Source organism: Sulfitobacter sp. PR48, from assembly GCF_028807335.1.
Taxonomy (GTDB): domain Bacteria; phylum Pseudomonadota; class Alphaproteobacteria; order Rhodobacterales; family Rhodobacteraceae; genus Sulfitobacter.
Window position 1 is genome coordinate 1 of record NZ_JARAMM010000020.1, and the last position, 13,085, is coordinate 13,085.

Genomic DNA, 13,085 nt, shown 5'->3' on the forward strand with positions numbered 1-13,085 from the left:
GATCACATTGCTGCGCTCACATCAGGGCGCCAGCGGCAAAATCCGTCTCGCGCGGGTGGGCGACAATGAATGTCAACACGACCTAGCGGCGGTTGATGGCCCATCCCAACAACAGGCACAGGGCGGCCGAGCTTGCAAAGGACAGGGTCAGAAGCGCCGGGCTGCCTGTGTAATTCTCGCTGATCAGGGTGCCGACGGGTATCGAGATGGCGGTGGACAATGCGCCCACCACGGCGGCACCAAGCCCGGCAATATGGCCCAGGGGTTCCATGGCCAGGGCGTTGAGATTGCCGAAAAGCAGCCCCATGCAGAAAAAGTTGAACACCAGCCAGGCGATGAAAAGGCCAAAGGGCGGCAGCCCGCCGGTGGCCAGCGCCAGCAGGCCAAAGGCGCCACCCCCGAGAATGACCCCGGTCAGCGCGATGTTGGACAGAAACCGCATCCCGAGCCGTTCGACCAGGGCGGAGTTCACGATGGCGGCGACCCCGATGGAGAAGGCGCCGGCCGCAAACCAGAGCGTGAAGGACAGACCGGTATCATAGGTGGTCTGGAATATCTGCTGCGCCAGGCTGAGATAGGCCATGAAAGGCCCGAAGATCATCCCGGCGCAGACCGTATAGCCGATGGCGGCGGGGGTGGTCAGGATCGTCTTTACCCCCGCGATCAGGTTGCCGACCGACAGCGGGCGACGGGCCGGGACCGGCAGGGTTTCGACCTGGCGCAGGGTGAACCAGATCCAGGTCACGCCCGCCATGACCAGCAAGAGGGTAAAGGTGGCACGCCAGCCGGAATAGGAGATCAGGATCTGCCCGATGCTGGGGGCAATGGCGGGCACCAGGATGAAAACCGCCATGACAAAGGACATGATCCGCGCCATCTGCCGGCCCGCATAGCCGTCGCGCACGATGGCCACGGCGATAATCCGGGGGCCGGACATGCCGATGCCCTGCAGCAGACGCCCCGCCAGCATGACCTCGAAACTGCGCGACAGCAGGCACATCAGCGTGCCGATGCAGAACACGATATAGCTGATGTGAATCACCGGCTTGCGCCCGTAACTGTCCGACAGTGGCCCGACCAGCAGCTGCCCCACCGCAAATCCGGCAAACAGGACCGAGATGATCAGATGCCCGTCCAGCGGGTCGGAATGGCCCAGATCGCTTGCGATCAGCACCAGCGCGGCCAGCATGATGTCGGTGGTCAGCGCAACCAGCGAGATCATCAGGGCGGTCAGGACAATGAATTCGACGAGGGAAGGGGCTGGTTTCGAAAATTTCATGCCTGTCTTTCGCCCAACCGGCCCGCCTGTGCAATGCTCAACATCCCAGATGCATCACATCTTCGTGCCGACCGTTGGCGGAACGCCCTGCAGGGCCGGTAGGGCATTCCTGACTGTCGCCCCCCTGCGACACCACGTACACTCTTGAGAAGTTGAATGTTTAGGGGTGTTTCTATATTCGTTCTAAAAAGAACAGGATCCCTGGTGCCTTGCCGGGGGTCGTGACTGCCAGGACTGGAGCGGCGCATGGACTATACAACAAAGCTGGATGAGGCGATTGCGCGTCTGCACGAAGAGGGTCGCTACCGGACGTTCATCGACATCGAGCGGCGCAACGGCCAGTTCCCCCATGCGATCTGGACACGGCCTGACGGGGCCGAACGGGACATCACCGTCTGGTGCGGCAACGACTATCTTGGCATGGGGCAGAACCCCGTCGTTCTGGAAGCCATGCAAGAGGCCTTGCAGGCCACCGGCGCAGGCTCGGGCGGGACGCGCAATATTTCCGGCACCACGGTCTATCACAAGCGGCTGGAAGCGGAGCTTGCCGATCTGCACGGCAAGGAAGGCGCGTTGCTCTTTACCTCTGCCTATATTGCCAACGACGCCACCCTGTCGACGCTGCCCAAGCTGTTTCCCGGCCTGATCATCTATTCCGACGCGCTGAATCATGCCTCGATGATCGAGGGGGTGCGCCGCAATGGCGGCGCAAAACGGATCTTCCGGCACAATGATGTGGACCATCTGCGCCAGCTTCTGGAGGCTGACGATCCGGCAGCCCCCAAGCTGATCGCCTTTGAATCGATCTATTCGATGGATGGTGATTTTGGCCCGATCGAGGCGATCTGCGACCTGGCGGATGAATTCGGCGCGCTCACATACATCGACGAAGTGCATGCCGTGGGCATGTATGGCCCGCGCGGGGCCGGGGTTGCGGAACGCGACCGGCTGATGCACCGGCTGGACATCATCAACGGCACGCTGGCCAAGGCATTTGGCGTCATGGGCGGCTATATCGCGGCCTCTGCCAAGATGTGCGATGCGATCCGGTCCTATGCGCCCGGCTTTATCTTTACCACCTCGCTGCCGCCTGCGATTGCGGCGGGTGCCGCGGCCTCGGTCGCCTATCTCAAACGCGCGACCGATCTGCGCGAAAAGCACCAGCAACAGGCCAAGGTATTGAAACTGCGGCTGAAAGGCCTCGGCCTGCCGATCATCGACCACGGCAGCCATATCGTGCCCGTGATGGTGGGCAACCCGGTCCATACCAAGCTGTTGTCGGACATGCTGCTGGAAGATCACGGCATCTATGTGCAGCCGATCAACTATCCCACCGTGCCGCGCGGCACGGAGCGGCTGCGCTTTACCCCGTCACCGGTTCACGGCCCGCGGGAAATGGATGCACTGGTACATGCGATGGACGGTTTGTGGTCGCATTGTGCGCTGAATCGTGCCGAAGCCGCTGGGTAAGCAGCAAAAACTCGTATTCCCCGTTGCCTTGTGTTAGTTTTGACTTAACAAAAGGTCAGACTCGAATCGGCTGCACGATATCGGGTTAAGGCTGCAGGCATAGAAACTACGGGGCATGGTTTATGATCGGGCGTTGGTCCTCCAAGGTCATAGAAGACGAGATAGTTGAACCCAAAGGGTTTGACGACTTTGACCTTCGCCTGGGAGATGTGATGCGCGGTGAACGCGCCACAATGGGCAAGTCCCTGCTGGATGTTCAGCGGGAATTGCGGATCAAGGCCTCCTATATCGCTGCCATCGAGAATGCCGATCCGGATGCCTTTGACACACCCGGTTTCATCGCCGGTTACGTGCGGTCCTATGCACGCTACCTGAACATGGACCCCGACAAGGCCTTTACCTCCTTTTGCGCCGAATCCGGTTTCGCTGTGGCGCATGGCATGTCTGCCGAAGCCTCGGTGATCAAGAAACCCAGCTTTGAAGAACGTCGCAAACGCCCGTCCGAAGCGGATCTTTTCGCGCGTCCGAACACGCCTTTCACACCTGTTGCGGACAGTATCCTCAGCCGCATCGAACCCTCTGCCGTGGGGTCGATGCTGGTGCTTGTCGTGCTGATCGGTGCCATCGGCTTTGGCGGGTGGAGCGTTTTGCAGGAAGTGCAGCGCGTGCAGGTCGCGCCGGTGGATCAGACCCCGGTTGTCCTGTCCGATCTTGATCCGCTTGACGGCGCCCTGTCAGCAGCGCCCGAGATCGGCGGTTCCGCAGATGCGCCGGACGCTATCGAGGCGCCCCGCGCCGATGCGCTGGACCGTCTCTATCGCCCGCAGGCGCTGGATGTGCCGGTACTGGTCGCCCGCGATGCCCCGATTTCCACCATTGATCCGCGTTCGGTCGGGAATTTCCCGGACCTGTCCACCATCGGGTCACCTGCCGTGATCCAGACCGCCGAACTGACGCTGGATGCCGAGCCGGGGGCCGCCGGCTCTCCGGGTGGCGCTGTCCCGCAGGTTGTGGAAGGTGCTGCAGGGACCGTGCGCATGGTTGCCGCCTATCCGTCCTGGGTGCGTGTGACCGCTGCAAATGGCTCCGTCATCTTTGAAAAGGTGATGAACAAGGGCGATACCTACGATATTCCCGCCACGGAAGAGCCGCCAACCCTGCGCACGGGCGAATCCGGTGCGCTGTATTTCGCGCTGGCGGATGCCTGTGTCGGTCCGGTGGGCGCACGCGGTGCGATCACATCGAACCTGCCGCTGCATCACGAAGCGCTTGCCGAACTTTACGCACCGGTTGACCCGACCAAGGAGCAGCCGCTGAGCCGGATGTTCGCCGACCTCGCGGGCAGCGACATCGACCCGGCCGTGCTGGCGGCGATGCCCTGCCAGACCCGGTAGAACAACGGGCTGCCCCCATTGCGAAGGGGCGGCCGAGTGTCTAGGTTCCCCTTGAATTCGCAACCCCCGGGAAGCCGTAATGTCGCTCAACCACATCCGTCCATGGCGCAATATCTACCGTCGTAAAAGCCGTCAGATCATGGTGGGCAATGTGCCCGTCGGGGGTGACGCGCCGATCACCGTCCAGACCATGACCAATACGCTGACCACGGACGTGAAGGCGACGATTGCTCAGGTGCAGGCGGCGGCGGATGCGGGGGCGGATATCGTGCGCATCTCGGTCCCGGATGAGGCATCGTCCAAGGCGCTGCGGCAGATCGTGCCGGAGGTTTCCGTGCCGATCGTGGCCGACATCCATTTCCACTACAAACGCGGGATCGAGGCGGCAGAGGCGGGTGCGGCCTGCCTGCGCATCAACCCCGGCAACATCGGTGACGAAAAGCGCGTGCGCGAGGTCATCAAGGCCGCGCGCGACCACAATTGTTCGATCCGCATCGGGGTGAATGCCGGCTCGCTTGAGCGGCACCTGCTGGAGAAATACGGCGAACCCTGTCCCGATGCGATGGTGGAAAGCGGTCTGGACCACATCAAGATCTTGCAGGACAACGATTTTCACGAATTCAAGATCAGCTGCAAGGCCTCTGACGTCTTCATGGCTGCCGCCGCCTATCAGCAGCTTGCCGAGGCCACGGATGCGCCCATTCACCTTGGCATCACGGAGGCGGGGGGCCTGACCTCCGGCACCATCAAATCGGCCATCGGGCTGGGCAACCTGCTGTGGATGGGCATCGGCGACACAATCCGCGTCAGCCTCTCCGCCGACCCGGTGGAAGAGGTCAAGGTCGGCTATGAAATCCTGAAGTCGCTGGGCCTGCGGCACCGGGGTGTGAACATCATTTCCTGCCCCAGCTGCGCGCGCCAGGGTTTTGACGTGATCAAGACTGTCGAGGCGCTGGAAAAGCGGCTGGAACACATCAAGACGCCCATGAGCCTCAGCATCATCGGCTGTGTGGTCAACGGCCCCGGCGAGGCGCTGATGACCGATGTGGGCTTTACCGGCGGCGGGGCGGGTTCCGGCATGGTCTATCTTGCCGGCAAGCAGAGCCACAAGCTGGGCAATGACGGCATGATCGAACATATCGTCGAACAGGTGGAAAAACGCGCCGCCGAGATCGAAGCCCAAGAGGTCAGGGCGGCGGAATAATCAGTCCAGGTAACGCGGCAGGACTACCGCGGGGATATGGCCCCGCAGGATCATGCCGGGCAGCACGTAAAAGGGCAGATCCGTCATCCCCAGCCTGTCCGCCAGTGCAGCAGACGCCGGATCGCGCGTGTCATGCAGGATGAACTCCGCCTGATAATCATTTGATATCGTTTCCAGTTCATCCGCAGCCCTTGCGCATTCGGCACAATCCGCGCCGATGAACAGGGCAATCTGCCGACCGCCGAGGATCTCGGGCGCCAGGGCCTGCAAAAGCCTCAGATCGTCGTCAATCTCTTGCCGGATTTCCTGCGCTGCGGGGTTTGGCCGGTTCAGCGCGCGGTCCACGATCTTCGGCTCAGCCAGCAGCAGCGCCCGGACCTCGGCGCCAAAGGCGGCACGTTCGGCGGCGGTCAGGTTGAAAATATCCGTTTCCGCCCAGCCGGGACCAGCCGCCAGAAAGGCGGCCAGCATCAGTGCATTGCGCAAGGGTCAGCCCCGTTTGTCGTCCACGATGGCGCGCATCTGGTCATAGGGCAGATAGCCGCGCAGCATTTCGTCATGCACCACAAAGGTCGGGGTGCCGGAAATCTGCAGCGTCTGCGCCAGGGCGCGGGTCTGCGCGATCTCCTGCGTCACCTCTTCGCTGTCCATCCGCGCCTCGATGGCATCCGCGTCCAGATCCAGCGTTTCCGCAATCCGGCGCATCGCCGGAACAGTGATGGAGCCGCTATAGGCCATCAGCGCATCGTTCATCGCCTTGTAGGCATCGCCGCCCTCGACCTGTTTGGTCGCGATGGCAAAGCGCGAGGCAAGCACGGAATCCTCGCCCAGAATCGGCAGTTCCTTGACGATAATCCGGATATTTCCGTCTGTTTCCAGCAGCTTGGCCACCTCACCATGGGCGCGTTTGCAATAGCCGCAGCGGTAATCCAGGAATTCGACCAGCGTGATGTCGCCCTCCGGATTGCCGCCAACCCAGGAATAGCCATCGTCAAAGATCGCCGCGGCATTGTCGGAAACCATGTTCACATCGGCCTGGGCCTGGGCTTCGGCCTCGCGGCTTTGCAGCAGCTCCACCGCTTCCATGATCACTTCGGGGTTGTCCATCAGATAGGCGCGCACCTCGGCCCGGAACTGCGCGCGCTCCGCCTCTGTCAGTTCGGTCAGGTCCATGGCGCTGGCAGGCAGGGCCAGGGCGGCGGCAAGGACGACGGCTGAGACAGGGGCGAACAGGCGGGGCATCATGGCAAATCTTTCCTAGGGGCGCGGGTTGACGGCGCACCGATGACAGGGTGAAACGTTGCGCAACATTAGGAGCAAGCCCATGCGAAGTTCAACCCGGTCGGCCGTCGATCCCTTTATTGTGATGGATGTGATGCAGGCCGCCTCGGCGGCAGAGGCCGCAGGCCGTCACATCATCCATATGGAAGTCGGCCAGCCCGGCACCGGCGCACCCCGGGGGGCGGTATCGGCACTGGGGCAGGCGATGGATCGGGGTGCGCTTGGCTATACCGTCGCGCTGGGGCTGCCCGCGCTGCGCGCGCGCATCGCGCAGATGTATGGTGAATGGTACAATGTCGATCTCGATCCGGGCCGGGTGGTGATCACGCCGGGCTCTTCGGGGGCCTTTATCCTGGCTTTCACCGCGCTTTTCGATACCGGCGACCGGGTTGGCATCGGCGCGCCGGGCTATCCCAGTTACCGCCAGATCCTCAAGGCGCTGGCATTGGAACCGGTTGACCTGCCCACATCGCCCGAGAACCGCTATCAGCCTGTTCCGGCTGATTTTTCCGGCATGGACCTGGCGGGGCTGATGGTCGCTTCGCCGGCCAATCCTACCGGCACCATGCTGGACCGCGACGCGATTGCGGCGCTGGTCGGGGCCTGCGATGCGGCGGGCACCTCCTTTATCTCGGACGAGATCTATCACGGCATCGAATATGACAAGAAGGCGGTCACCGCGCTGGAGGTCACCGACGACTGCTATGTGATCAATTCCTTTTCCAAGTATTTTTCCATGACCGGCTGGCGCGTAGGCTGGATGGTGGTGCCCGAGGATCATGTGCGGGTCATCGAACGCATCGCGCAGAACATGTTCATCTGTGCGCCCCATGCCAGCCAGATCGCAGCACTGGCCGCAATGGACTGCGATGCGGAACTGCAGGGCAACATGGATGTCTACCGCGCCAACCGCACCCTGATGCTGGAGGGGCTGACCGAGGCCGGGTTCACCAGGATCGCCCCGCCGGACGGCGCTTTCTATGTCTATGCCGATGTGTCCGACCTGACCGATGACAGCCGCAGCTTTGCCGCCGAGATCCTTGAAAAGGCCGGGGTTGCGGTGACGCCGGGGCTTGATTTCGACCCGGCGCGGGGGGGCTCGACCCTGCGGTTCTCCTATGCCCGCAGTACCGCGGATATTGCCGAGGGACTGGCACGGCTCAAGGCGTTCATGGCCGCGCGCTGAGGCTGGCGGCAGGGTGGCATTGATGCTAGCTTTGCCACAACAACAGCGTCAAGCGGTGGCACATGCGGGCATTATTTTCGACATTTCTGGCTTTGATGATCTGGGCGGGGCCTGCCCTGACGCAGGAGCTGACCGCGCTGGCCCGTGTGGACGCCGCGCGCAGTGAGATCACCGATGGCTGGTTCGGGCGCACCGACCTGCGGCTGGGGCTGAGCCAGGGGGTGCCGTTCCGGGTGTTCCTGCTGGATGATCCCGCGCGCCTGGTTGTCGATTTCCGCGAGGCGGACTGGGCCGGGATCAGCCCACAGATGCTGCTGGCCGAACCGGGCCGCGTGTCTGCCGTGCGGTTCGGCGCGTTCCAGCCTGGCTGGTCGCGGCTGGTGGCGGATCTGGCGGTGCCAATGATCCCGACCGAGATCGGCATGCCGGTCGATGCGGCAAGCGGGACGGCGACGCTTGAGATCGCCCTGAAGGAAGTGGACGCCGAAAGCTATGCCGCCGCCGCCGGCGCGCCGGTGGACCCGGCCTGGACGAGGGCGCTGGTTGCCCCGCCCAAGCCCGAAAACCCTGAAAAGGACCGTTTCGTGGTGGTGCTGGACCCCGGCCACGGCGGCATCGACCCCGGAGCGGAAAGCGACGGGGTTGCCGAAAAGGACCTGATGCTGAGCTTTGCACGGGCGCTGCGCGATGCGCTGGTGCGCGCGGGCATAGAGGTCGTGATGACCCGTGACGAAGACATCTTTGTGGCACTCGAACACCGCGTGGCCATCGCCCATCAGCGCGATGCCGATCTGTTCATCTCGCTGCATGCCGACAGCCTCAGCCAGGGTGGCGCCAAGGGGGCGACGGTCTATACCCTGTCGGACGAGGCCAGCGATGCCGCGACGGAACATCTGGCGGCGCGCCATAACCGGGCCGACATCATCGCGGGTGCCGATCTGACCGGCTCCGATGACCAGGTGGCGGGCATCCTGCTGGACCTCGCGCGGCAGGAGACAGAGCCCCGGTCCGCAGCCCTGGCAAAGGTGCTGGTGCAGGGCATGGCCAAGACCGGTGGCCCGATGAACAGCCGCCCGCTGCGCCGCGCGGGTTTTTCCGTGTTGAAATCGGCCGACATCCCGTCGGTTCTGATCGAAGTGGGCTTCCTCAGCAATCCACGCGACCTGAACAACCTGCGCGACCCGGTGTGGCGGTCGGTCATGGTCAATGGTCTGGCGGATGCGATTCTGGCCTGGCGCGACGCGGATGAGGCGCGCGCGCCCTTGGTGCGACAATAACACTCCAGAACCTAACGGCTTTTGGGCGGTAAACGGCCCAATGCAGGAGTTTTGCCGTTTTGACCATTCCGACGCGGACAGATATAAGTCCGCTCAGTTTCCCGCGACCAGAAGGGCTGTGCGCCGTGTTCCGATTCATCCTGTCATTCTTTGGCGGCATCTTTACGACCCTGACGATGAGCATCGGCATGGTGGCGCTGACCATCGGTGCGATTTTCTGGATGTATGGCCGCGACCTGCCCAGCCACGAAAGCCTGGCGCAATATACGCCGCCGACAATCAGCCGGATCTATTCGGGGCAGGGCCGTCTGATCGACGAATTCGCCAAGGAGCGGCGGCTGTTCGCCCCCGCCGACACGATCCCCGATCTGGTGAAACAGGCCTTCATCTCTGCCGAGGACAAGAATTTCTACACCCACGAGGGCTATGACCTGCGCGGCATCGCGGCGGCGGCCATCGACGCGGTGCGGTCCCGCGGGCGCGAGGTGCGCGGTGCCTCCACCATCACCCAGCAGGTGATGAAGAACTTCCTGCTGTCCGGTGATCGCCGGGCGGAACGCAAGATCAAGGAGATCATCCTCGCCGCGCGGCTTGAGGAAACACTGCCGAAGGAAAAGATCCTGGAGCTGTACCTGAACGAGATTTTCCTCGGCCAGAATTCCTATGGCGTGGCGGCGGCCAGCCAGACCTATTTCAACAAGACACTGGCCGAACTGGCCCCGCATGAGGCGGCCTTCCTGGCCTCGCTGCCCAAGGCCCCGTCGGATTACCATCCGGTGCGCCGCAAGGAACGCCTGCTGGCGCGGCGCAACTATGTGCTCAAGGAGATGGAGGACAACGGCTATATCTCCGAAGCGGTTTACGAAAGCGAGAAGGCGCAGCCGCTGCGCTCGGTCCAGAATGGCGATTTCGAGAGCTTCAAGGCGGAACTGCCGCCGCGCGATTACTTCACCGACGAAATCCGCCGCCAGCTGTCCAACGACTTTGGCGAGGGCGAATTCTTTACCGGCGGGCTGACCGTGCGGGCCACCATCGACAACGAGATGCAGCCGATTGCCGCCAATGCCCTGCGCGAGCAGCTTGAGCAATATGACCGGGGGCGGGGTGTCTGGCATGGCACCGGCAAGAAGATTGCTGCCGAACAGCTGAACTCCGAGGAAAGCTGGCGCGCCGCGCTGGCGGACATCCGGGTGCCGCGCGACATCGACCTTGAGAATCAATGGTATCCCGCGGTGGTGCTGGAGGTCGGCGCCAGCGATGCGCGCATCGGCATCGAGGGCGTCGAGGAAGACGCGGATGGCCACTGGATTCCGGCCAAGGATGTGCAATGGGCCCGCAAGCGGCTGGAAAACGGCAAGCTGGCCGACAAGGCGCGTGTGGCCGGTGATCTGGTTGAAGTCGGCGATGTGGTGCTGGTGCGGCGGATGACGGCGGATGCGGACGGGACCTTTATCCGCTGGACGCTGCGGCAGGTGCCGGAAGTGCAGGGCGCCTTTGTCGCGATGGACGTGAACACAGGCCGCGTGATCGCCATGCAGGGCGGATTTTCCTATCAGGATTCGGTCTTTAACCGCGCGACGCAGGCGCAGCGGCAGCCCGGCTCCTCCTTCAAGCCCTTCGTCTATGCCTCGGCGCTGGATTCGGGCTATTCCCCCGCCACCATCGTGGTGGACGCCCCGATCGAGATCAACACGCCGCAAGGGGTCTGGCGACCCAAGAACGCCTCCAACCGGTACTACGGGCCGACCCCGCTGCGCACCGGCATCGAACAATCGCGCAACCTGATGACCATTCGTCTGGCCCAGGAAGTGGGCATGGACGTGGTGGGCAGCTATGCCGAACGCTTTGGTGTCTATGACGACCTGGCCCCGGTGCTGGCCAATGCGCTTGGCAGTCAGGAAACCACGCTTTACCAGATGGTCAGCGCCTATGCGATGTTCGCCAATGGCGGCGAGCGGGTGCAGCCGACGCTGGTGGACCGGGTGCAGGACCGCTATGGCCGCACGGTCTACAAACACGATCAGCGGATCTGCAACGACTGCCAGATCGCCAGCCTGCCTGCGGGCAGCGCCCCGCGGATCATCTCCAACCGCGAGCGGGTGATGGACCCGGTGACCGCCTATCAGCTCACCTCGATGATGCGCGGCGTGGTGGAACGGGGCACGGCGCGTTCCGCCGTGAATCTGCCGGTGCCCACGGCGGGCAAGACCGGGACCACCAATGATGAAAAGGACGCCTGGTTCGTCGGCTTCACCTCGAACATCGTGGCGGGCTGTTACATCGGTTATGACCAGCCGCGCCCGATGGGCCGGGGCGCGGGTGGCGGACGGCTTTGTGCGCCGGTGTTCCAGCGCTTCATGACCGAGGCGGTCAAGAAATACGGCGGCGGCGATTTCAAGGTGCCGGAGCAATGCGTCTTCATCAACATCGACCGTTTTTCCGGCGCACGGCTGAGCGACAGCGCATCGGGCCCCAATGTGGTTTCCGAATGTTTCCGCGATGGCGAGGAGCCGATTTTCGGCATCACCTTCGATGGCGGTTTTGCCATGGGGGCCGATCTGCCGCTGGTGGAGGAAGTAGGCCAGTCCGGGCGGCAGGTGACCACCTCGACCGGGCGCAAGGCGACGGTCGGGCCAAAGGCGAGCTTTGGCACGCTGTCCTCGGGCGGCCTGTATTAAGGCCATCCCTTTCGGCAATGCGGTGTCGCACTGCAAACCCCACCCGACGGCTTGTCCCTGCCGCGGTGCTGGTTTATCTGCGAGGAACCCAATCAAAGGCAGGCGAAGATGCGCGCAGAGGTACAAAACACCGTCGATGAAATCAGCAAGTCGCTGGAATTGCTGGCGCAACGGCTGAACGTGGAGACCGCCCAGCACCGGTTGGAAGAATTCAATGCCCGCGTCGAGGACCCGAACCTCTGGGATGACCCGGAGGCGGCGCAGAAACTGATGCGCGACCGGCAGGGGCTGGTGGATGCCATCGACACCTATGAGGGCATCAAGCAGGACCTGGCCGACAACATCGAACTGATCGAACTGGGCGAGATGGAAGACGACGCCGAGGTGGTCGCCGACGCGGAACGCGCGCTCAAGGCGCTGGCCGAGACCGCCGCGCAGAAAGAGCTTGAGGCGCTGCTGGACGGCGAGGCCGACGGCAATGACACCTTCCTTGAAATCAACTCCGGCGCCGGTGGCACGGAAAGCTGCGACTGGGCGCAGATGCTGGCGCGGATGTATGTCCGCTGGGCGGAAAAGAAGGGCTACAAGGTCGAGCTTCAGGCCGAGAGTGCCGGCGAAGAGGCAGGCATCAAATCCGCCACCTACAAGATCGCGGGGCATAATGCCTATGGCTGGCTGAAATCCGAAAGCGGCGTTCACCGTCTGGTGCGGATCAGCCCTTTCGATTCAGCGGCAAAGCGGCATACTTCCTTTACCTCGGTCAAAGTCTATCCGGTGGTGGACGACAACATCGAGATCGAAGTGAACCCCTCTGACATCCGGATCGACACCTACCGGTCCTCGGGGGCGGGCGGCCAGCACGTGAACACCACCGATTCCGCCGTGCGGATCACCCACCACCCCACCGGCATCGTGGTGACCTCCTCCGAGAAATCCCAGCACCAGAACCGCGACATCGCGATGAAGGCGCTGAAATCACGGCTCTACCAGCTGGAACTGGACAAACGGTCTGCCCTGGTGAACGAGGCCCATGAAAGCGCGGGCGACGCGGGCTGGGGCAACCAGATCCGATCCTATGTCTTGCAGCCCTACCAGATGGTCAAGGATCTGCGCACCAACTACGAGACCTCGGACACCAAGGGGGTTCTGGACGGTGATCTTGACGGGCTGATGGGGGCCACGCTGGCGCTGGCCGTCAGCGGCAAGAGTCGGGCCGAAGCGCAGGGCAGCTGAGCGCCGGGGGCCTTTGCCCCCGGACCCCACGCCTGTTTCGAGCATTGAGCAGCAGGGGGATTGCACCTTCTTGTGAAGAAGTG

At 63.1% G+C, this 13,085-nt stretch carries 10 protein-coding genes; 7 read left to right on the forward strand and 3 right to left on the reverse strand.

The genetic code is table 11. The annotated features are described in order from the left end of the window. Positions 1-82: 82 nt before the first annotated feature. Positions 83-1,279, reverse strand: a complete 1,197-nt coding sequence (locus PVW51_RS20635) for a multidrug effflux MFS transporter (protein WP_274577183.1) — start codon at positions 1,277-1,279, stop codon at positions 83-85. Positions 1,280-1,525: 246 nt separating this feature from the next. Between PVW51_RS20635 and hemA the strand changes: the two genes are divergently transcribed. The 3 genes from hemA (at position 1,526) to ispG (ending at position 5,347) form a co-directional block, all read left to right on the forward strand. Next, entirely contained in the window at positions 1,526-2,749 is a 1,224-nt protein-coding gene (hemA, locus tag PVW51_RS20640; protein ID WP_114276472.1) for a 5-aminolevulinate synthase, read from the forward strand. Between the two features lie 122 nt (positions 2,750-2,871). Then, positions 2,872-4,143, forward strand: a complete 1,272-nt coding sequence (locus PVW51_RS20645) for a helix-turn-helix domain-containing protein (protein ID WP_274577185.1) — start codon at positions 2,872-2,874, stop codon at positions 4,141-4,143. Positions 4,144-4,222: 79 nt separating this feature from the next. Next, positions 4,223-5,347 (forward strand): flavodoxin-dependent (E)-4-hydroxy-3-methylbut-2-enyl-diphosphate synthase, encoded by a 1,125-nt coding sequence (gene ispG / locus PVW51_RS20650; RefSeq protein WP_274577188.1) that lies wholly within the window; start codon positions 4,223-4,225, stop codon positions 5,345-5,347. Here ispG and PVW51_RS20655 read toward each other — a convergent pair whose 3' ends face one another. Then, a complete protein-coding gene (locus PVW51_RS20655; RefSeq protein ID WP_274577190.1) occupies positions 5,348-5,833 on the reverse strand; it encodes a disulfide bond formation protein DsbA in 486 nt (161 codons plus the stop codon). A 3-nt stretch (positions 5,834-5,836) separates the two neighbouring features. After that, a complete protein-coding gene (locus PVW51_RS20660; RefSeq protein ID WP_274577192.1) occupies positions 5,837-6,589 on the reverse strand; it encodes a DsbA family protein in 753 nt (250 codons plus the stop codon). An 82-nt stretch (positions 6,590-6,671) separates the two neighbouring features. Here PVW51_RS20660 and PVW51_RS20665 point away from each other — a divergent pair, with 82 nt between their 5' ends. The 4 genes from PVW51_RS20665 (at position 6,672) to prfB (ending at position 13,002) form a co-directional block, all read left to right on the forward strand. Next, entirely contained in the window at positions 6,672-7,814 is a 1,143-nt protein-coding gene (locus tag PVW51_RS20665; protein WP_274577195.1) for a pyridoxal phosphate-dependent aminotransferase, read from the forward strand. A 62-nt stretch (positions 7,815-7,876) separates the two neighbouring features. After that, positions 7,877-9,091: an N-acetylmuramoyl-L-alanine amidase gene (locus PVW51_RS20670; RefSeq protein ID WP_274577196.1), complete on the forward strand. Its 1,215-nt coding sequence runs from the start codon at positions 7,877-7,879 to the stop codon at positions 9,089-9,091. Positions 9,092-9,216: 125 nt separating this feature from the next. After that, positions 9,217-11,769, forward strand: coding sequence for a penicillin-binding protein 1A (locus tag PVW51_RS20675; protein ID WP_274577198.1), 2,553 nt, complete (start codon positions 9,217-9,219; stop codon positions 11,767-11,769). A gap of 108 nt (positions 11,770-11,877) precedes the next feature. Next, positions 11,878-13,002 (forward strand): peptide chain release factor 2, encoded by a 1,125-nt coding sequence (gene prfB / locus PVW51_RS20680; protein WP_114276478.1) that lies wholly within the window; start codon positions 11,878-11,880, stop codon positions 13,000-13,002. Positions 13,003-13,085: the final 83 nt, after the last annotated feature.

Coding starts and splice junctions, on each gene's coding strand:
- PVW51_RS20665 (WP_274577195.1), top strand. CDS start 6,672: ATGCGAAGTTCAACCCGGTCGGCCGTCGATCCCTTTATTGTGATGGAT.
- PVW51_RS20645 (WP_274577185.1), top strand. CDS start 2,872: ATGATCGGGCGTTGGTCCTCCAAGGTCATAGAAGACGAGATAGTTGAA.
- PVW51_RS20660 (WP_274577192.1), bottom strand. CDS start 6,589: ATGCCCCGCCTGTTCGCCCCTGTCTCAGCCGTCGTCCTTGCCGCCGCC.
- PVW51_RS20635 (WP_274577183.1), bottom strand. CDS start 1,279: ATGAAATTTTCGAAACCAGCCCCTTCCCTCGTCGAATTCATTGTCCTG.
- prfB (WP_114276478.1), top strand. CDS start 11,878: ATGCGCGCAGAGGTACAAAACACCGTCGATGAAATCAGCAAGTCGCTG.
- PVW51_RS20670 (WP_274577196.1), top strand. CDS start 7,877: ATGCGGGCATTATTTTCGACATTTCTGGCTTTGATGATCTGGGCGGGG.
- ispG (WP_274577188.1), top strand. CDS start 4,223: ATGTCGCTCAACCACATCCGTCCATGGCGCAATATCTACCGTCGTAAA.
- hemA (WP_114276472.1), top strand. CDS start 1,526: ATGGACTATACAACAAAGCTGGATGAGGCGATTGCGCGTCTGCACGAA.